Raw genomic sequence first — 17547 nt, forward strand, 5'->3', positions numbered from 1 at the left:
CGCGACGGGGGCGCGGGCACACCCCGCGCCCCCTCAGCCGTCCTTGAGCAGCTCCGTCACCAGCGCCCCGACCTGGTCGACCTCGATCAGGAACGCGTCGTGCCCGTGCGGCGAGGTGATCACCCGCAGGTCTGCCCCGGGAACGCCCTCGGCGATCTCGGCCTGCTGGCGCACCGGGTAGAGCCGGTCGGAGTCGATGCCGGCCACGATCGTCCGCGCCCGCACCCCGGACAGGGCCGCCCGGACGCCCCCGCGACCCGCGCCGACGTCGTGGCCGTTCATGGCCCGGGTCAGCACCGCGTAGCTCTCGGGGTCGAAGCGGCGGGCGAGCTTGTCCGCGTGGTGGTCCAGGTACGACTCCACGGCGTACCGGCCGTCGGGCTGGACGGCCCGGCCGAAGCGCTCCGCGAGTTCCGGCTCGCTCCGGTAGCTCAGGTGGGCGATCCGACGGGCCACGCCCATGCCGGCCACCGGGTCGAGGTCGATCGCACGCAGTTGCGCCGACGCCAACGCGATGTGCTCGGCGGTCGACGCGGCGGGCGCGGCCACCACCAACAAAGTCTTCACTCGATCAGGTACAGAAGCCGCCCATTCGAGGGCACGCATTCCGCCCATCGAGCCACCCAGGACCGCCGCCCACGCCGAGATGCCCAACGCGTCCGCCAGCAGCACCTCGGCCGCCACCTGATCACGCACGGTGACGTCCGGGAACCGCCGTCCCCACGGCCGCCCGTCCGGCGCCGTCGACCACGGACCGGTGGTCCCCTGGCACCCGCCCAGCACGTTCGGGGCCACGACGAACCACTCCGCCGGGTCCAGCGCCCGACCGGGCCCGACCAGGCCGTCCCACCACCCCGGCGTCGGGTGCCCCGGACCGGCCGGCCCGGCGACGTGGCTGTCCCCGGTGAGCGCGTGCAGGACGAGGACCGCGTTGGAACGGTCGGCGTTCAGCGTCCCCCAGGTCTCGTAGGCGATGCGCAGCGGCAGGCCGGGCAGTTCCCCGGCGAACCACCGGCGTCGCCCGTTCGGGTCCCCCTCCCGCCACCCGCCGGCGACGGGAGGGGTCTCCCCGAGAGTGGACCCGGCCCTCACTGCACGGACTTGGCGGCGCGGAACCCCGCCTCCAGGTCCGCCTTGAGGTCTTCGACGCCCTCGATGCCCACCGACAACCGCACCAGGCCGGGCGTCACGCCGGTGACCGCCTGCTCGGCCGGCGTCAGCTGGCTGTGCGTGGTGCTGGCGGGGTGGACGATGAGGCTGCGCACGTCGCCGATGTTGGCCAGTTGGCTGAACAGGCCGACCCCGTCGACGAACGCCCGGCCCGCCTCGACCCCGCCCCGCAGCTCGAACGACACCACCGCGCCCGCGCCCAGCGGGAGGTACTTCCGCGCCAGCGAGTGCCAGGGCGACGACGGCAGTCCGGCGTAGTGCACCTTCTCCACCTCGTCCCGCGACTCCAACCACTCGGCGAGCACGCGCGCGTTGGCGACGTGCCGCTCGATGCGGAGGGAGAGCGTCTCGATCCCTTGCAGGATCAGGAAACTGGTCAACGGGGCGATCGCCGCGCCGGTGTCCCGCAGGCCCTGCACCCGCAGCTTCGCGGCGAACGCCCCGTGACCCAGCACGGGCCAATACCGCAACCCGTGGTAGCTGGGGTCGGGTTCGGTGAAGTCGGGAAACCTGTCGGCGTCCCCGAAGTCGAACTTGCCGCCGTCCACGACCACACCGGCGATGGCCGTGCCGTGGCCGCCGAGGTACTTGGTGGCGGAGTGCACGACGATGTCCGCACCGTGCTCCAGCGGCCGGAGCAGGTACGGGGTGGGGACGGTGTTGTCCACGACGAGCGGAACCCCGGCGTCGTGCGCGACCTCGGCGACCGCCGCGATGTCCAGCACGTTGCTGCGCGGGTTGGCCAGTGACTCCGCGAAGAACAGCTTGGTGTTGGGCCGCACTGCGGCGCGCCACGCGTCGAGGTCGTCGGGGTCGTCCACGAAGGACACTTCGATGCCGAACTTGGGCAGGGTGTGGTGGAACAGGTTGTAGGTGCCGCCGTAGAGCGAAGCGCTGGACACCAGGTGGTCGCCCGCGCGGGCGAGGTTCAGGATGGCCGCCGTCTCCGCCGCCTGCCCGGAGGCGAACGCCACGGCGGCGACACCCCCTTCCAACGCGGCGACCCGCTGCTCCAGGACGTCCTGGGTGGGGTTGTTGATGCGCGTGTAGATGTTCCCGGGCTCGGCCAGGCTGAACAGGGCGGCCCCGTGCGCGGTGTCGCGGAAGACGTAGGAGGTGGTCTGGTAGATCGGCGTCGCACGGGCGCCGGTGGCGGGGTCGGGCGAGGCTCCGGCGTGGACCTGCTTGGTGTCGAAGGACCAGGACATGCACGTACTCCTGTTCGCGCTGGGGGGCTCGAAGCGGGTCGGGCGTGAGGGGACGGGAGCGAGCCGGGGCGAGGGGAAGGCGCGCCGGCGGGTCGGCGGCGCGTGGATGGCACGCGGGCCGTGAAGCGGGTGTCGCCGCTCGATCGGGCACGCGGGCCGTGCGGAGGGTGTCGCCGCTCGATCGGGCGAGCGGAGGTCAGGCCTGCGGACAGGCCATGCTGGTGACGCGCACGTAGTCGACGTGCCGACGGGTCACGAGCGGGCTCATGGGGGCAAAGGTAGCGGTGGGTCACCGGGCGCGACAGAGCGTCCAAGTCGTGGGACGCCTAGGGTTGGCACCCATGCGCACCGCTCTCATCGGGTACGGGCTCGGCGGGGCCGCGTTCCACGCGCCCTTCCTCGCCACCACGCACGGGCTCGACTTCGCCGCCGTCGTCACCGGCAACCCCGAGCGGCAGCGGCAGGTCCAGCAGCGCTATCCCGGGGTGGAGGTCGTCGGCACGATCGACGAGCTGTGGGAGCGCGAACTCGACCTCGTCGTCGTGACCACGCCCAACCGGCACCACGGCGAGCACGCCCGCGCCGCGCTGGAGCACGGCCTGGACGTCGTGGTGGACAAGCCCTTCGCGGCGACCGCCGCCGAAGCCCGGGAACTGGCGGCACTCGCCGAAGACCTGGACAAGCGGCTGGTGCCGTTCCACAACCGGCGCTGGGACGGCGACTTCCGGACCGTTTCCCGGCTCACCGCGGAGAACCGGCTCGGCCACGTCCACCGGTTCGAGTCCCGCTTCGAGCGGTGGCGGCCGGAGGTGAAGGGGTCCTGGAAGGAGTCCGGCGACCCGGCCGACCTGGGCAGCATCGTCTACGACCTCGGCACCCACCTGGTGGACCAGGCGATCGCGCTGTTCGGCCGGCCCACGCACGTCTACGCCGAAGTGCGCACCCTCCGCCCGGCGGCGCGAGCGCACGACGACGCCTTCCTGGCCCTCACCCACGCCAACGGCACGGTCTCCCACCTCTGGGCGTCCGCCCTCGCCGCCGACGTAGGCCCCCGCTTCCGCGTCCTCGGCTCCACGGCCGCCTACGTCAAGCACGGCATGGACCCGCAGGAAGACCTCCTGAAAGCCGGCGCGGTCCCCGGTGGCACGGGCTGGGGCGCCGATCCCGAAGAGTCCCGGGGCCGGCTGAACGGCGACACCGTCCAGACCGAGCGCGGCGCGTACCAGGACTTCTACGCCGGCATCGCCGCCGGCGGGAGCCCGGTCCCCGTCGCCGACGCGGTCGCCGGGCTGGAGGTCGTGGAAGCGGCCTTCGAGTCGGCGCGCGCCAACGCGGTCGTCAAGCTCTAGACCGCAGGGTCTCCCCGATCGCCAACAGGCACAACGCGCTCACCATCGCCCCCGCGATCAGGTACAGCGACACCGGCCACGAGTCCCGGGTCGGTGTCACGCCCAACAACCACTGCGCCACGAACGGCGACAGCCCGCCACCCAGCACCGCACCGAGCTGGTAGCTCAACGACACCCCGCTGTACCGCACGCGCGTCCCGAACAACTCGGCGTAGTACGCGGGCATCGGCCCGAACAGCGCCGCCGACCCCGCGAAACCCAGCACCAGGGCCAGGAACACCGCCGCCGGCGACCGGGTCTCCAGCAACCAGAACAGCGGCAGCGCGAACACCCCGAGGAACGCCGCCCCGCCCAGCATCACCGGCAACCGCCCCACCCGGTCGGACAGCCGCGCGAACACCAGCAGCGCCACCGCCTGCGCCGCCGCGCCGACCAGGGAAGCGTTCAGCAGCAACGACTTCGGCATCCCCAGCTGCCGGGTCCCGTAGGACAGCACGAACGCGGCGAGCACGAAGATGAACATGTTGAACCCGAGGTTCACCCCCGCGCCCAACACCACCTTCCGCCACGAGCGCCGCAGCACGTCCACCACCGGCACCCGCGCTCGATCCTCCGACCGCACCGCCCGGAACTCGGGGCTCTCCTCGACCGACAGCCGCACGTACAGGCCCACGCCGACCAGCACGAGGCTGAACAGGAACGGCAGCCGCCACCCCCACGACAGGAACGCGTCCCCGGACACGGCCGTCGCCAGCGCCATCGCCCCGTTGGCCAGCACCAACCCGACCGGCGAGCCGAGGAACGTCCAGCTGCCGTACCACGCGGTGCGCCCGGCCGGCGCGTGCTCGACGGCCATCAGGGTCGCCCCGCCCTGCTCGCCGCCGAGGAAGAAGCCCTGCACGATCCGCAGCGCCACCAACAGGATCGGCGCGGCGATGCCGATGGACGAGTAGGTCGGCAGCACGCCGATCAGGGCCGTGCACACGCCGGTCGCGGTCAGCGTCAGCACGAGCATCGAGCGGCGGCCGACGCGGTCGCCGAAGTGGCCGATCACCACGCCGCCGAGGGGCCGGGCGAGGAACCCGGCGCCGAAGGTCGCGAACGCCAGCAGCGTGGCGATGCGGGGGTCGAAGGACGGGAAGAACAGCTTGTCGAACACCAGCGCGGTCGCCGTGCCGTAGAGGAGGAAGTCGTACAGCTCCACCGCGTTGCCCGCGGAACTCGCCAGCGCCACGCGGCGCACACCCGTGGTCCCCATCCACCCACCCTGGTGCCCGGGGCACGCGCACAGCAAGGCCCGTGACCGTGCCGTGGGGCACGATCACGGGCTTTGCCGGTCTAGTGCGGGAAGATGAACCAGTAGAACGACACTTCGGCCCGTGCGCCCGAGCTGTCCGTCACGGTCACGGTCGGGTGGTAGTTCGCCCAGGTCGTCGACGTGCCGCTGATCAGCCCGGTGGACGCGTTGATCGACAGGCCGGCGGGCAGGCCGGAGGCGGTGAAGCGGTAGCCGCCGGAGCCGCCGGAAGCGGTCGGCTGGAGGCTCACCGGCTTGCACTTGACGCTGGTCTGCGTCCCTGGCCGCCGCCGGCCTGGTCACCAAGCTCGCCGGCCGCCCGGCCCGGTACGTCGCCGCGCCTCCGCAGGTCGCGCTGGACGCCCTGGCGCTGCGCCGCGCCGGGGAGCTGGACCGGCTGCGCGCGGTGACCCGGCGGCTGGCGACCGAGTACGAGCGGGCCCCGGGCGGCGAGCCCGGCGACCTGGTCGAGCTGATCGAGGGCGGGCCGGCCGTGCGCCACCACATCGCCCAGCTCCAGTCCGCCGCGCGGGAGGAGGTGCTGCTCATCGACTGCCCGCCCTACCTGGGCGGCGCGCCGGAGCACAACGCGGCGGAGTTCCAGGCCCTGCGGCGCGGGGTGGTCTACCGGACGATCTACCACCTGCCGTCCGTGGACGACCCGGCCCGGCCGGCCCAGATCGCGGACTACGCGGCGGCCGGCGAGGACGCCCGCGCCCTGCTCGCCGCGGGCCTGAAGGACGCGGCCATCATGCGGTCGTTGGGCATGACGCAGCGGACGATGACCCGGCGGATGGCGGCCCTGCCGGCGGAACTGGACGCCACGACCAGGTTCCAGGCCGGCCTGAACGCCGCCCGGCGGGGGCTGGTGTGACCGCTCGGCGATCAACGGTTTGAAACCGGTTCGTCACACGATGTAGTGAGATGGCTGGAGGACGTGGTACCCCGCGCGCCACTGTGGTGACATGGCACCACTTCCCCTCCTGGCGGCCATGGCCGCCTTCGCTCCGATGGTCACCGCGGCCCCGGAGACCACGCTCAACGTCACCACCACCCGATCGGTGGCCCAGGTGCGGATGGCCAACCTGACCTGCGAACCGGCCGGCGGCAGCCACCCGGACGCCGAGGCCGCCTGCCAGTTGCTGTCCGATGTGGACGGTGACCTCAACGGCCTGCGGCCCGAGCCGGGCATCGCCTGCACCATGCAGTACGACCCGATCACGGTCCGCCTCACCGGCATGTGGCGCGGCGAGTCGCGGCAGTTCACGGCCACCTACGAGAACTCGTGCGTCATGCGGGCGCATACGGGACCGCTGTTCGACGTCTGAGGCCGGGCTCGGCCGCGTGGCCGGGTCAAACCGCAAGCATCGACGGTCGGACGATCCACGCGCACGACACGGGAACCGGCGGTTTCCCGGCGTTCTGGCTGCACGGCACTCCCAACACCGGCGCGCCGCCCGAGCCCCTGTTCGCCGACGCGGACCGCCTGGGCCTGCGCTGGGTGTCCTACGACCGCCCCGGTCACGGCGGGTCCACCCGCACCCCCGGCCGCGACGTCGCGTCCGCCGCCCGGGACGTCGCGGCCGTCGCCGACGCCCTGGACCTGGACCGCTTCGCCGTGGTCGGCCACTCCGGCGGCGCGCCGCACGCGCCGACCTGCGCCGCGCTGCCGCCCTCGCGCGTGACCGCCGCGGTGGTCTCCGCCGGGCGGGCCGAGAAGGAGGCCTACGAGGCGGCCGGGGTGGAGTACGACCCCGAGTTCACCGACGCCGACCTGGCGGCGCTGGACGGCCCGTGGTCCTGGTTCGAGCGGGTGGCCGGGCCGGCGCCGGCCAGCGGACCCGGCGGGCCGGTGGACGACGACCTGGCGTACGTGAGCCCGTGGGGTTTCGACCCGGGCCCGCTGGACGTGCCCGCGTTGTTCCCGCCCGACGCGCTCGACTGGGTGGCGCGACGCCGCTGAGCTGGGACCCGCTGGGGGTCCACGACACCGCCGCCGAAGTCGTGGGCCCCCAGCGGGGTCTGGGCGATCGATTCATCCGATCTGTCACCAGACATTAGAGACCCGGATCACATTCGTCAACAATCTTCACATTCTTGAATTGCTGCACCTTAACGGCTTCAGCAAAGACGGTGCCCGCCTGGGGACGCATATTCATCCGAGGTTTCGGTGACCGGCGTCGATTCTCAGGCGGACCGATCTATCCTCCGGCCGAACCGGTTCTGGGGGACTCATGGACGACTTCCTGCTCTACACCGTCGGCGTGCCGCTGACCTTCCTCGCGATGGTGCTCGGCATCGCGCTGGCCGCGCGCCGCATCCTCGGGCTGCGGGTCGGGCTGGTGCGCACCACGTTCGCGTGCGTGATGGGCCTGTCGATCACCGCGAGCGTCCTGAGCGGGATGCCCGGTCCGGAGACGACCGGCGCGCTGGGCACCGTCCAGTTCGGCATCGCGCTGCTGCTGATGATCGCGCTGCTCACCTTCGCCGAGGTCATCGTGCCCACCGGGTCCATCCCGCCGCCCACCGAGTGGTGGCGCGCCGCCCGCGCCCGCGTGGTCCGGGCGCGCCGGTACTCGCGCATCACGGCCATCGCGTTCCGCCACGGCCTGGGCCCCTACCTGCGCGGGCGGGAGCGGACCGACACGCGGGTCGCGCGGTCGCTGCGGCTCGCGCTGGAGGAGGCCGGCGTGACGTTCGTGAAGCTCGGCCAGGTGCTGTCCACCCGGCCCGACCTGCTGCCGGCGGACGTCGTCGACGAGCTGACCCTGTTGCAGGACAAGGTACCCGCCGCGCCGTGGGCCGCCGTGCGGCAGGTTCTGGTCGCCGAGGTCGGGCCGCCCGAGGAGGTGTTCGCCGAGTTCGACCCGACGCCCGTCGCGGCGGCGTCCGTGGCGCAGGTGCACCGGGCGCGGCTGAAGTCGGGCGAGGAGGTCGTGGTCAAGGTGCAGCGGCCCGGGGTGCGGCGGATCGCCGAGGGCGACCTGGACATCGTGAACCGGCTCGCGGGCACGTTGCACGACCGGACGCGGTGGGGGCGCGCGATCGGCGTGCGCGACCTGGCCGCCGGGTTCTCCGCCGCCCTGCTGGAGGAACTGGACTTCCGCGTGGAGGCGCGCAACCTCCAGGCGGTGCGGGCGGCGTCCGACGGGACCGGCGTGGTGCTGCCGCGGGCGCACGAAAGCCTCTGCACGGCAAGGGTTCTCGTGATGGACCGGCTGGACGGCGTGCCGCTGCGGTCCGCCCCGCTGGAGTCGACCGACCGCGACGGCCTCGCCCGGTCGCTGCTGGACGTGCTGCTGCGCCAGGTGATGCTCGACGGCGTCTTCCACGCCGACCCGCACCCCGGCAACATCATGCTGCTGCGCGACGGCCGCCTGGGCATGCTGGACTTCGGTTCCGTGGGCCGCATCGACGCGCAACTGCGGTCCGCGCTGGGCAAGATGCTGCTCGCCATCGACCACGGCGACCCGGCCGGCCTGCGGGACTCGTTGCTGGAACTGGTGTCCCGGCCCGACGAGATCGACGAGCAGCAACTGGAACGCGCGCTCGGGCAGTTCATGGCGCGGCACCTCGGTGCCGGGATGCGGCCGGACGTGGAGATGTTCGGCGACCTGTTCAAGCTGGTCTACCGGTACGGGTTGAGCATCCCGCCGGAGATCGCCGCGGTGTTCCGGGCGCTGGCGACCGTGGAGGGCACGCTGGGCGCGCTGTCGCCCGGGTTCAACATCGTGGTGGAGTCGCGGGCGTTCGCGGACCGGCAGTTCAGCGAACGCCTGACCCCGGAGTCGTTGCGCCGCACGGTGACCGAGGAACTGCACTCGATGCTGCCGCTGCTCAAGCGGCTGCCCCGGCGGGCGGAACGCATCTCCAGCGCGCTGGAACAGGGCCGGCTGGGGCTGGGCGTGCGGCTGTTCGCCGACGACCGCGACCGCCAGTTCGTGACCTCCCTGCTGCACCAGGTGATGTTGACCGTGCTGGGCGCGACCGCGGGCCTGATGGCCGTGCTCCTGCTCGGCGCGGACGGCGGCCCGAAGGTCGGCCCGGACATCACGCTGTACCAGGTGTTCGGTTACAACCTGCTGGTCATCAGCGTCCTGTTGGGCCTGCGGGTCGTGGTGACGGTGTTCCGTCCCCGTAGGGTGGAGACATGAGCATCCACGACATCGCCGTGAACACCCTCGCCGGCGAGCCGAGCAGCCTGGGGTCGTTGCGGGGCAAGGCGTTGCTGGTGGTCAACGTGGCGTCGAAGTGCGGCCTGACGCCGCAGTACACCGGGTTGGAGCGGCTCCAACAGCGCTTCGGCGACGCCGGCTTCTCCGTGGTGGGGTTCCCGTGCAACCAGTTCGCCGGGCAGGAGCCGGGCACGGCGGAGGAGATCTCGACGTTCTGCTCCACCACCTACGGCGTGACGTTCCCGCTGTTCGAGAAGGTCGAGGTGAACGGCCCCGGCCGGCACCCGCTGTACGCGGAGCTGACCGCGCACGCCGACGCCGACGGCACGGCCGGGGACGTGCAGTGGAACTTCGAGAAGTTCCTGATCTCCCCCGAGGGCGAGGTCGTCGCCCGCTTCCGCCCGCGCACCGAGCCCGGGGACGACGACGTGGTCAAGGCGATCGAGGCCGTCCTGCCCTGAGGCCCAAAGGTCCCTGGCCTGCGGTGTTCACGAAGCGTATCGTCGTCGCCCAGCGGCGTCGGGGCCGGTCGCGTAGGGGTGACCGGTAGCCGGAAGGCTCCCCGACGCCGCGGCACGCCTTCCGGTCCCGCCGCACTCGCGGGGAGACCGGACATGAGACCACTCGCACGAGCGGCCGGGGCGGCCACCGCCCTGGCCGCGGCCCTCCTGGTACCCGTGGGCACCGCGCAGGCCAGAAGGTGACCTGGACCGACACCAACGGGGCGACGAACACCAAGTGGTCGTACTACGCGCCGGAGCTGTACGTGTTCCACGAAGCACACGTGGAGGCGGTGGAGGTCAGCGTCCACAAGATCACCGTGGACCACCAGCCGGGCTGCCACGTGGAACGCGTGGACGTGCAGAACCAGCACCTCACGGGCCCGGGAACGGTCTCGGTGCGCATCTCGAACCTGAACCAGGAGAAGACGGTCTTCGTGGACGTGCTCTGCTCGTGACCTGCTGGCGGGGCCGCCTCGTGGCACAGTGGAGGCCATGGAGCCCCTGATCTCGGAAGCCCGGCGCCGCTTCGCCCTGGGCGCGGCGCCGGGCCGGGTCTTCGCGGAACTGGCCCTCTACGCCGACCCCCGTGAGGCGGCGGTGGCGGTGTGCATGGCCCTCGGCATCGCCCGAACCGAGGCGGAACGCTCGGTGGGCGCCCCGGGGCAGAACCCGGAATTCTGGGACCTGGCCGGCTACGCCCGCCTGTCCCCCTTCGAGGCAGCCCACGAAATCGGCGGCCTACTAGAGGGAGTAGGCGTCTTCCGAACCCCCACCACCCGCTGACACCAAGCGACACCCGACACGCCGCAGGCGCGCTTTTCGAAGGGCTATTTAGCCCAAGGAAGGGCCTCGGTTCGTTCCCCGTACGGCCTGGGCGCAGCCCAACCGCGCTTGGGGGTTCTTGGCAACCACGCTTCACCGGTTGCCAAGAACCCCCAAGGGTGGTTGCCTCCGGCAGGCCGTGCGGGGAACGAACCGACGCCCTTCCCCCCCCCCCCGGGGGCCTGCCGCGCGGCGAGCGCCGCTTTTGATCTTTCGAGCGCTTCGCGCGTTTTGGCGCGCGAAGCGCTCTAAAGAAAGCGCGAAGCGCGTTCGGCTTGAGAGCGTCAGCGTGAAGTCTAAAGATTAAAAGAGCCTCGCCGGCGGGCAGGCCCCCGGGGAGAAAAGCAAAAGCGGGGGCTTTTCCGTCCTCCCCGTACGGCCTGGCGGAGCCAACCACAGATTTCCGCGGGTGCCGCTAAAATTTTTGCTCGTTCCTCACAAAAATTTCGGCTGCACCCGCGGAAATCTGTGGTAGCCCTTCGGGCAGGCCGTACGGGGAGGACGGAAAAGCCCAGAAGCAAGCGCGCTGCGCGCGCCCGAAGGGCAAGGCACGCGCAGCGCTGCTAGCACTCGATGACGTTGACCGCGAGTCCGCCCCGCGCCGTCTCCTTGTACTTGACCTTCATGTCCTTGCCGGTCTCGCGCATCGTCTTGATGACCTTGTCCAACGACACGAAGTGCGAGCCGTCTCCGCGCAGGGCCATCCGGGCCGCCGTGATGGCCTTGATCGACGCCAGCGCGTTGCGTTCGATGCACGGGATCTGCACCAGGCCGCCGATCGGGTCGCACGTCAGGCCCAGGTTGTGCTCCATCGCGATCTCGGCCGCGTTCTCCACCTGCTCCGGGGTCCCGCCGAGCACCTCGGCCAGTCCGCCCGCCGCCATGGAGCACGCCGAGCCGACCTCGCCCTGGCAGCCGACCTCGGCGCCGCTGATCGACGCGTTCTCCTTGAACAGCACGCCGACCGCACCGGCCGTCAGCAGGAACCGCACCACGCCGTCGTCGGACGCACCCGGCACGAACCGGGTGTAGTAGTGCAGCACCGCCGGCACGATGCCGGCCGCGCCGTTGGTCGGCGCGGTGACCACCCGGCCGCCGGCCGCGTTCTCCTCGTTCACCGCCAGGGCGAACAAGGTCACCCAGTCCATCACCCGCAACGGGTCGGTGGCGTAGTGCTCGGCTGCCAGGCGCTGGCGCATCTCGGCCGCGCGCCGCCGGACCTTCAAGCCGCCCGGCAGCACGCCGGTCTCGGTGCAGCCCCGTTCGACGCACTCCTGCATGACGCCCCAGATGTGGAGCAGGCCCGAGCGGACCTCCTCCTCCGTGCGCCACGACAGCTCGTTGGCCAGCATGACCTCCGAGATGGACAGGCCGGTTTCCCGCGTCCGCGCCAGCAGTTCGTCGCCGGTCTTGAACGGGTGGGCCAGTTCCGTCTCGTCGGCCTTGATGCGGTCGGTGCCGGTGGCGTGCTCGTCCACCACGAAACCGCCGCCGACGGAGTAGTACACGGCCTCGTCCAGGACCTCGTCCCCGGAGTACGCCGTGAAGCTCATCCCGTTGGGGTGCAACGGGAGCGACTTGCGCCGGTGCATCACCAGGTCGGTGTCCTCGACGAACGGGATGTCGCGCACCCCGCCCAGGAGCAGCCGGCGGGAGGCGCGGATCTCGGCCACGCGCCCCTCGGCGGCCGTCGGGTCGACCTCCTCGGGCTTGTGGCCCTCCAGTCCGAGCAGCACGGCCTTGGGGCTGCCGTGCCCGTGCCCGGTGGCGCCCAGCGAGCCGAACAGCTGGACGTGCACCCGGTCCACGGACGTCAGCCGGTGTCCCAGGCGCGCCACGAACATCGTCGCGGCGCGCATCGGGCCTACCGTGTGGGAGCTGGACGGCCCGATGCCGACGGAAAACAGGTCGAAGACGCTGATCGCCACGGCGGGTCAGTCCCCGGTCAGTTCCGCGTACTTGCCGGCGGTGAGCAGGCCCGTCGCGTCCTCGACGCGCACCTTGAACAGCCAGCCCGCGCCGTACGGGTCGTTGTTGATCAGCGACGGGTCGTCGGCGGCGGCCTGGTTGACCTCCACGACCTCGCCGCTGACCGGCGCGTACAGGTCGCTCACGGACTTGGTCGACTCCAGCTCGCCGCACACGTCGCCGGACTTCACGCGCTCGCCGACGTTCGGCAGCTGGACGAACACGATGTCGCCCAGGGACTCCGCCGCGTAGGAGGTGATGCCGACCGCCACGGGGTCCTGGGTACCCGGCGCCCAGTCGACCCACTCGTGCTCGGCGGTGTAGAGCAGGTTCTCCGGAAAAGTCATGTCAGCGCTCCTGAAGCCACGGTCGGTCGGATCCCCACTCTGTCCTGGGACCTGAGAGCTTCGCTGTGCGGCGTCGCGACGGTGGAACCGTCGATCAGGCACAGCTTGCACCGTGGGTGCGCGCGTGAGCACGCTTTCCAGAGTCGCCTCGCCCGAGCGGTTCTCGTTGCCTGAGAGTGTGCGGGGTACTTGCTCCTTCGGCGCCCCGGACGTGCCGGGGACTCTCCCGCTCGGGTTCCGGCGCCCGGGAGGGCGCCGCGGCCGATGTTCAGTTGGGCGGTCGCGAGCACGCTAGGTCGTCGGCGTGACGGGTGTCAACGCGCGTCCAGTCTTGTTCACTCAACACAAACCGACCCCTGCCGGTTAGTGCCGCTCGCACGATGACAGTGGATTCGGAGTACCGGACCTTTGGCGTAACAACGGCTGAAGGAGCCCCACCGTGCGGATCTCAGTACCCCGCGAGATCAAGAACCACGAGTACCGCGTCGCGCTGACCCCCGCCGGCGCCCACGAGCTGACCCTGCGCGGCCACGACGTGTTCGTCGAGGCGGGCGCGGGGCTCGGGTCCGCCATCACCGACGAGGAGTACCTCGCCGCCGGTGCGAAGGTCCTGGCCACCGCCGAGGACGTGTGGGCCGAGGGCGACCTGGTGCTCAAGGTCAAGGAGCCGATCGCGCGGGAGTACCCGCTGCTGCGCAAGGGCCAGACGCTGTTCACCTACCTGCACCTGGCGGCGGACCGGCCGTTGACCGAGGCGCTGATCGCGTCCGGCACGACCGCGATCGCCTACGAGACCGTGCAGACGGCGAACGGCGCGCTGCCGCTGCTGGCCCCGATGTCCGAGGTGGCGGGCCGGCTGGCGCCGCAGGTGGGCGCGTTCTCGCTGATGAAGCCGTCCGGCGGCCGGGGCGTGCTGCCCGGTGGCGTGCCCGGCGTGCACCCGGCGCGCGTGGTCGTCATCGGCGGCGGCGTGGCGGGCCTGAACGCGGCGACCATCGCGGTGGGCATGGGCGCGGACGTGGAGATCCTCGACACCAACGTGGACCGGCTGCGCCACATCGACGCCCTCTACCGCGGGCAGCTGCGCACCGTCACGTCCAACCGCTACTCGGTCGAGCAGGCCGTGCGCGAGGCCGACCTGGTCATCGGCGCGGTGCTGGTGCCGGGCGCGAAGGCCCCGAAGCTGGTGTCCAACGAGCTGGTGGCGCAGATGAAGCCCGGCTCGGTGCTGGTGGACATCGCGATCGACCAGGGCGGCTGCTTCGCCGACTCCCGCCCGACCACCCACGCCGACCCGACCTACCAGGTGCACGAGTCGGTCTTCTACTGCGTGGCGAACATGCCGGGCGCGGTGCCGCGGACCTCGACCTACGCGCTGACCAACGTGACCCTGCCCTACGCGGTGGCCCTGGCCGACAAGGGCTGGCAGGCGGCGCTGCGCGCGGACAAGTCCCTGGCCCTGGGCCTGAACGTGCACGACGGCCTGCTCACCAACGAGCCGGTCGCGCAGGCGCACGACCTGACCTACACGGCGTTCGAGGCCTAGAGAACGCCGATCCCATGAAGAAGGGGCGTCCACCAGCACGGTGGGCGCCCCTTCTCGCGTCTTCTCGCCTCTTCGGGCACGAAAAACGCGACCCGCTCAACCAGCCTGGGGGTCACTGGGAGCGGGTCGCGCAGCACCAATCCTAGCGGGGTCCGGCGGGCCGTGCCCAGCCACCCCAGCCATCTGCGCGCAATTCTTGACCCAACAGGACACGTTCTGTGTCCTTCCTCAAGCAATCGAGTGAATTCGGCGGGTAACGGGTAAGTCACGACGCCCGGTCGGCCGATGCTCACAGCGGAACCCCCCGTCGTCACGCAGCGGGTTCGTCCGCTCGCGTGGCGTCGTCGCCGCCGCATGCCACACCCTCCGATCGGAGCGCACATGGCTGAACCTCAGGGCTGGATCGACTGCCACGACCCCTTCGGCCGGGACCGGTCCATGACCGTGCTGGTCGAGGACGACCGGGTCCTGCTGGTCGCGCCGCCGGGCGAGTCGGCTGTGATGTCGGTCACCCAGACCCGCAGGCTGCACCGCCTGCTGGACCAGGCCGCCGACAGGATGTGAGCGAGGTGGACGAGACATTGCGCGCCGCGGTGCTGCGCCGGCTGGCCCAGTTGGACGAGGTCGTCGAGCGGGGCGCCGCCGAGGCGCTGGTGCCGCTGGCGCGGGCCGAGATCAACCGGCTGGCGGACTGCTGGCGGCTGCTGCTGACCGTGCACCAGCCCGATTCCGACGGCCGCTGCCGCGCCTGCCCCGGCGTGCTGCGGCACCGGAAGTGGCCGTGCCAGGTGTGGAACATGGCCCACCAGCACCTGATCGGCGAGGGCCTGCCGCACCGCGAGCGGCGCAAGCCGCTGCGCAACCCGTTCCGGCACGACACCGGCCGCCTCGACAGCGAGCCGACCACCGAGATCCCGGTCGTGGTGTCGAAACCGCGACATGCCCTCCCCGACTGACCCTCCTGAGGCAGGATGGCGCGCACAGGCGCTATCCAGGAGGGACGCGTGCACGACGGCAGTGGCCGCATCGTGGTGCAGGGCTTGACCAAGCAGTTCGGTCCGGTCGCAGCGGTGCAGAATCTCAGCTTCACGGTGGAACCGGGGTCCGTGACCGGCTTCCTCGGACCGAACGGCGCGGGCAAGACGACGACGCTGCGGATGTTGCTCGGCCTGGTGACCCCGACCGCGGGCCAAGGCCTGATCAACGGCCGGCCGTTCCACCAGCTCGGCAACCCGGCGCGGGTCGTGGGCGCGGTGCTGGAGGCGCAGGGCTTCCACCCCAAGCGCACCGCCCGCGACCACCTGCGGGTGTACGCGTCGGCGATCGGCGTGCCGGACCAGCGGGCCGACCAGGTCCTGGGCCTGGTCGGCCTGGGTCAGGCGGCCGACCGCAAGGCGGGCGGCTTCTCGCTGGGCATGAAGCAGCGGTTGGCGCTGGCCACCGCGTTGCTGGGCGACCCGCAGGTGCTGGTCCTCGACGAGCCCGCGAACGGCCTGGACCCGGAGGGCATCGCGTGGCTGCGGTCGTTCCTGCAGTCCTTCGCGCGCAGCGGGCGGACGGTGCTGATCTCCAGCCACCTGCTCGCCGAGGTCGAGCAGACCGTGGACCAGGTGGTGATCATCTCGCGGGGCCAGACCATGTACTACGGGCCGCTGGCCAACCTGCGCGACTCGCAGCGCAGCCGGGTGCTGGTGCAGCCGTCCGACACGGGCGCGCTGGTCGCGGCGTTGCAGGCGGACGGCGTGACGGCGCTGGAGCAGCTGCCGGACGGCCGGCTCGCGGTGACCGGCGTGGAGAGCAAGCAGGTCGCCGACCTCGCGTTGAAGGCGGGCGTGTCGATCTACGGCATCCAGGAGGAGAAGGCCGACCTGGAGCAGCTGTTCTTCCGGCTCACCAACGGCCAGTTCGCGGCGTCGGGCCCGAACCAGTACGCGGGGCACCCGCAGGGCAGCGGGTACTACGCGCCGCCGGCGGGCTACCAGACCCCGCCGCCGGGCTACCAGCAGCCGGGTCACCAGACCCCGCCACAGGGCTACCAGCAGCCGGGCTACCAGACCCCGCCGCAGGGCCACCAGCAGCAACTCCCGCCCGGTCACCAGCAACCGCCGACACCACCGCCGGGCTACCCGCAGCAACCCGACCCGTACCAGCAGCAGAACCCGTACCAGCAGGGTCAGGGCCAGGGCGGACTCGGGGGCGGCGCGTGATGCTGGGCAACCTGATCAAGTCGGAGTTCCGCAAGACGACCACCACCAACCTGTGGTGGGGCCTGATGATCCCGACCGTGCTGATCGCCCTGGGCTGGGCGCTGGTCACGGGGCTCATCGGCAAGGGCCTGATGGACGCCCTCAGCTCCACCGAGGCCGAGGCGCTGACCGAGGTCATCGGCATCGACCCGTCGCAGTGGAAGGTGTCGCTGTTCGGGATGGCCCGCAGCATCAACGTGGCCACCATCTTCCCGATGATCTTCGGCGGCCTGGCGATCGCGAACGAGATCAACCGCAAGACGATCACCACGACGTTCCTGACCGCGCCCAACCGGGTGTCGGCGCTGAGCGCGAAACTGGTGGTCTACGTCCTGTGGGGCGCGATCTACGGCATCGCGATCGTGGCGTCGGTGAGCATCGGCATCGCGATCACCTCGGACGCGAACGCGCTGCCCGACGCGGCCGGGTGGCTCGCGCTGGCCGGCGTGGGCGTGCTGTCGTCGATCCTGATGACGATGTTCGGCGTGGGCGTCGGGGCACTGCTGACCAGCGTCGTCGGCACCACCGTGGTGCTGCTGCTCTACATTCTGATCGTCGAGAACGGCATCCACATCGTGCTGGGCATCCAGGGTCTGTCGCAGGTCATCGGCTTCCTGCCCAACGGCGCGGCGAACGGGTTGACCGGCTCGGTGGCGTCGTCGCTGTTCCTGTCGTCGGCCGGTGTGGTGCCCGACGACCTGTTGGAAGGGATCCGGTTCTCCGCGGGCGCGCTGGGCGCGTTCGACTGGTGGCTGAGCGGGTTGATCTTCCTGGTGTGGACGACGATCTTCTTCCTGGGCGGCTGGGCGGCTACTCAGCGCAAGGACATCACCTGATCCAGTGATCTTGACGGGCTCGTGGCTGTGTTGAACCGCCGCGACTCCGTCGCGGCGGGCGAGGCCGCCGGAAAGTCGGC

General features: G+C 71.5%; 19 protein-coding genes and 1 riboswitch. Of the genes, 13 read left to right on the forward strand and 6 right to left on the reverse strand.

Annotated features, from left to right (window positions below; all coding sequences use genetic code 11):
- Positions 1-33: 33 nt before the first annotated feature.
- Both metX and ABD126_RS22085 read right to left on the reverse strand, forming a co-directional pair.
- Complete coding sequence (metX, locus tag ABD126_RS22080; RefSeq protein ID WP_343935772.1) at positions 34-1092, reverse strand: homoserine O-acetyltransferase MetX; 1059 nt, start codon at positions 1090-1092, stop codon at positions 34-36.
- Positions 1089-2486: a bifunctional o-acetylhomoserine/o-acetylserine sulfhydrylase gene (locus ABD126_RS22085; protein WP_425542859.1), complete on the reverse strand. Its 1398-nt coding sequence runs from the start codon at positions 2484-2486 to the stop codon at positions 1089-1091. Before ABD126_RS22085 ends, metX begins: the two co-directional genes overlap by 4 nt.
- A gap of 233 nt (positions 2487-2719) precedes the next feature.
- Between ABD126_RS22085 and ABD126_RS22090 the strand changes: the two genes are divergently transcribed.
- Positions 2720-3727 carry a Gfo/Idh/MocA family oxidoreductase gene (locus ABD126_RS22090; RefSeq protein ID WP_343935773.1) on the forward strand — a complete coding sequence of 336 codons (1008 nt, stop codon included), beginning with the start codon at positions 2720-2722 and terminating at the stop codon, positions 3725-3727.
- Here the strand turns inward: ABD126_RS22090 and ABD126_RS22095 are convergent.
- Together ABD126_RS22095 and ABD126_RS22100 are read right to left on the reverse strand one after the other, a co-directional pair.
- Positions 3717-4985 (reverse strand): MFS transporter, encoded by a 1269-nt coding sequence (locus ABD126_RS22095; protein ID WP_343935774.1) that lies wholly within the window; start codon positions 4983-4985, stop codon positions 3717-3719. The two genes, ABD126_RS22090 and ABD126_RS22095, sit on opposite strands and share 11 nt — an antisense overlap.
- Positions 4986-5065: 80 nt before the next feature.
- On the reverse strand, positions 5066-5275 hold the full coding sequence (locus tag ABD126_RS22100) for an Ig domain-containing protein (RefSeq protein ID WP_343935775.1): 210 nt from the start codon (positions 5273-5275) through the stop codon (positions 5066-5068).
- 155 nt (positions 5276-5430) lie between these two features.
- Here ABD126_RS22100 and ABD126_RS22105 point away from each other — a divergent pair, with 155 nt between their 5' ends.
- From ABD126_RS22105 to ABD126_RS22135, 7 genes are all read left to right on the forward strand, one after another.
- Entirely contained in the window at positions 5431-5898 is a 468-nt protein-coding gene (locus ABD126_RS22105; protein WP_343935776.1) for a hypothetical protein, read from the forward strand.
- A 91-nt stretch (positions 5899-5989) separates the two neighbouring features.
- Positions 5990-6352, forward strand: coding sequence for an SSI family serine proteinase inhibitor (locus ABD126_RS22110; protein ID WP_343935777.1), 363 nt, complete (start codon positions 5990-5992; stop codon positions 6350-6352).
- Positions 6310-6987 carry an alpha/beta fold hydrolase gene (locus tag ABD126_RS22115; protein WP_343935778.1) on the forward strand — a complete coding sequence of 226 codons (678 nt, stop codon included), beginning with the start codon at positions 6310-6312 and terminating at the stop codon, positions 6985-6987. The genes ABD126_RS22110 and ABD126_RS22115 overlap by 43 nt, the downstream gene beginning before the upstream one ends.
- Positions 6988-7258: 271 nt before the next feature.
- Complete coding sequence (locus ABD126_RS22120; RefSeq protein ID WP_343935779.1) at positions 7259-9178, forward strand: ABC1 kinase family protein; 1920 nt, start codon at positions 7259-7261, stop codon at positions 9176-9178.
- Positions 9175-9660, forward strand: coding sequence for a glutathione peroxidase (locus ABD126_RS22125; RefSeq protein WP_343935780.1), 486 nt, complete (start codon positions 9175-9177; stop codon positions 9658-9660). The genes ABD126_RS22120 and ABD126_RS22125 overlap by 4 nt, the downstream gene beginning before the upstream one ends.
- A 239-nt stretch (positions 9661-9899) precedes the next feature.
- On the forward strand, positions 9900-10157 hold the full coding sequence (locus ABD126_RS22130) for a hypothetical protein (protein WP_343935781.1): 258 nt from the start codon (positions 9900-9902) through the stop codon (positions 10155-10157).
- A 37-nt stretch (positions 10158-10194) separates the two neighbouring features.
- Positions 10195-10485: a hypothetical protein gene (locus tag ABD126_RS22135; protein WP_343935782.1), complete on the forward strand. Its 291-nt coding sequence runs from the start codon at positions 10195-10197 to the stop codon at positions 10483-10485.
- A 602-nt stretch (positions 10486-11087) separates the two neighbouring features.
- Here ABD126_RS22135 and ABD126_RS22140 read toward each other — a convergent pair.
- Both ABD126_RS22140 and gcvH read right to left on the reverse strand, forming a co-directional pair.
- On the reverse strand, positions 11088-12452 hold the full coding sequence (locus ABD126_RS22140) for an L-serine ammonia-lyase (RefSeq protein WP_343935783.1): 1365 nt from the start codon (positions 12450-12452) through the stop codon (positions 11088-11090).
- Between the two features lie 6 nt (positions 12453-12458).
- A complete protein-coding gene (gcvH, locus tag ABD126_RS22145) occupies positions 12459-12839 on the reverse strand; it encodes a glycine cleavage system protein GcvH (protein ID WP_343935785.1) in 381 nt (126 codons plus the stop codon).
- Positions 12840-12986: 147 nt separating this feature from the next.
- Positions 12987-13078: riboswitch (glycine riboswitch) on the reverse strand.
- A 200-nt stretch (positions 13079-13278) separates the two neighbouring features.
- On the opposite strand from gcvH, the gene ald reads away from it, so the two are divergent.
- From ald to ABD126_RS22170, 5 genes are all read left to right on the forward strand, one after another.
- Positions 13279-14385, forward strand: coding sequence for an alanine dehydrogenase (gene ald, locus ABD126_RS22150; protein ID WP_343935786.1), 1107 nt, complete (start codon positions 13279-13281; stop codon positions 14383-14385).
- Positions 14386-14766: 381 nt separating this feature from the next.
- A complete protein-coding gene (locus ABD126_RS22155) occupies positions 14767-14949 on the forward strand; it encodes a hypothetical protein (protein WP_041315353.1) in 183 nt (60 codons plus the stop codon).
- A gap of 5 nt (positions 14950-14954) precedes the next feature.
- Entirely contained in the window at positions 14955-15341 is a 387-nt protein-coding gene (locus ABD126_RS22160) for a hypothetical protein (protein WP_343935787.1), read from the forward strand.
- A 48-nt stretch (positions 15342-15389) separates the two neighbouring features.
- Positions 15390-16592, forward strand: a complete 1203-nt coding sequence (locus ABD126_RS22165) for an ABC transporter ATP-binding protein (RefSeq protein ID WP_343935788.1) — start codon at positions 15390-15392, stop codon at positions 16590-16592.
- On the forward strand, positions 16592-17467 hold the full coding sequence (locus tag ABD126_RS22170) for an ABC-2 transporter permease (protein ID WP_343935789.1): 876 nt from the start codon (positions 16592-16594) through the stop codon (positions 17465-17467). The genes ABD126_RS22165 and ABD126_RS22170 overlap by 1 nt, the downstream gene beginning before the upstream one ends.
- Positions 17468-17547 lie beyond the last annotated feature (80 nt).

Source organism: Saccharothrix mutabilis subsp. mutabilis, from assembly GCF_039521145.1.
Classification (GTDB): domain Bacteria; phylum Actinomycetota; class Actinomycetes; order Mycobacteriales; family Pseudonocardiaceae; genus Actinosynnema; species Actinosynnema mutabilis.

Coding starts and splice junctions, on each gene's coding strand:
- ABD126_RS22090 (WP_343935773.1), top strand. CDS start 2,720: ATGCGCACCGCTCTCATCGGGTACGGGCTCGGCGGGGCCGCGTTCCAC.
- ABD126_RS22095 (WP_343935774.1), bottom strand. CDS start 4,985: ATGGGGACCACGGGTGTGCGCCGCGTGGCGCTGGCGAGTTCCGCGGGC.
- ABD126_RS22110 (WP_343935777.1), top strand. CDS start 5,990: ATGGCACCACTTCCCCTCCTGGCGGCCATGGCCGCCTTCGCTCCGATG.
- ABD126_RS22120 (WP_343935779.1), top strand. CDS start 7,259: ATGGACGACTTCCTGCTCTACACCGTCGGCGTGCCGCTGACCTTCCTC.
- ABD126_RS22125 (WP_343935780.1), top strand. CDS start 9,175: ATGAGCATCCACGACATCGCCGTGAACACCCTCGCCGGCGAGCCGAGC.
- ABD126_RS22135 (WP_343935782.1), top strand. CDS start 10,195: ATGGAGCCCCTGATCTCGGAAGCCCGGCGCCGCTTCGCCCTGGGCGCG.
- gcvH (WP_343935785.1), bottom strand. CDS start 12,839: ATGACTTTTCCGGAGAACCTGCTCTACACCGCCGAGCACGAGTGGGTC.
- ABD126_RS22155 (WP_041315353.1), top strand. CDS start 14,767: ATGGCTGAACCTCAGGGCTGGATCGACTGCCACGACCCCTTCGGCCGG.
- ABD126_RS22170 (WP_343935789.1), top strand. CDS start 16,592: ATGCTGGGCAACCTGATCAAGTCGGAGTTCCGCAAGACGACCACCACC.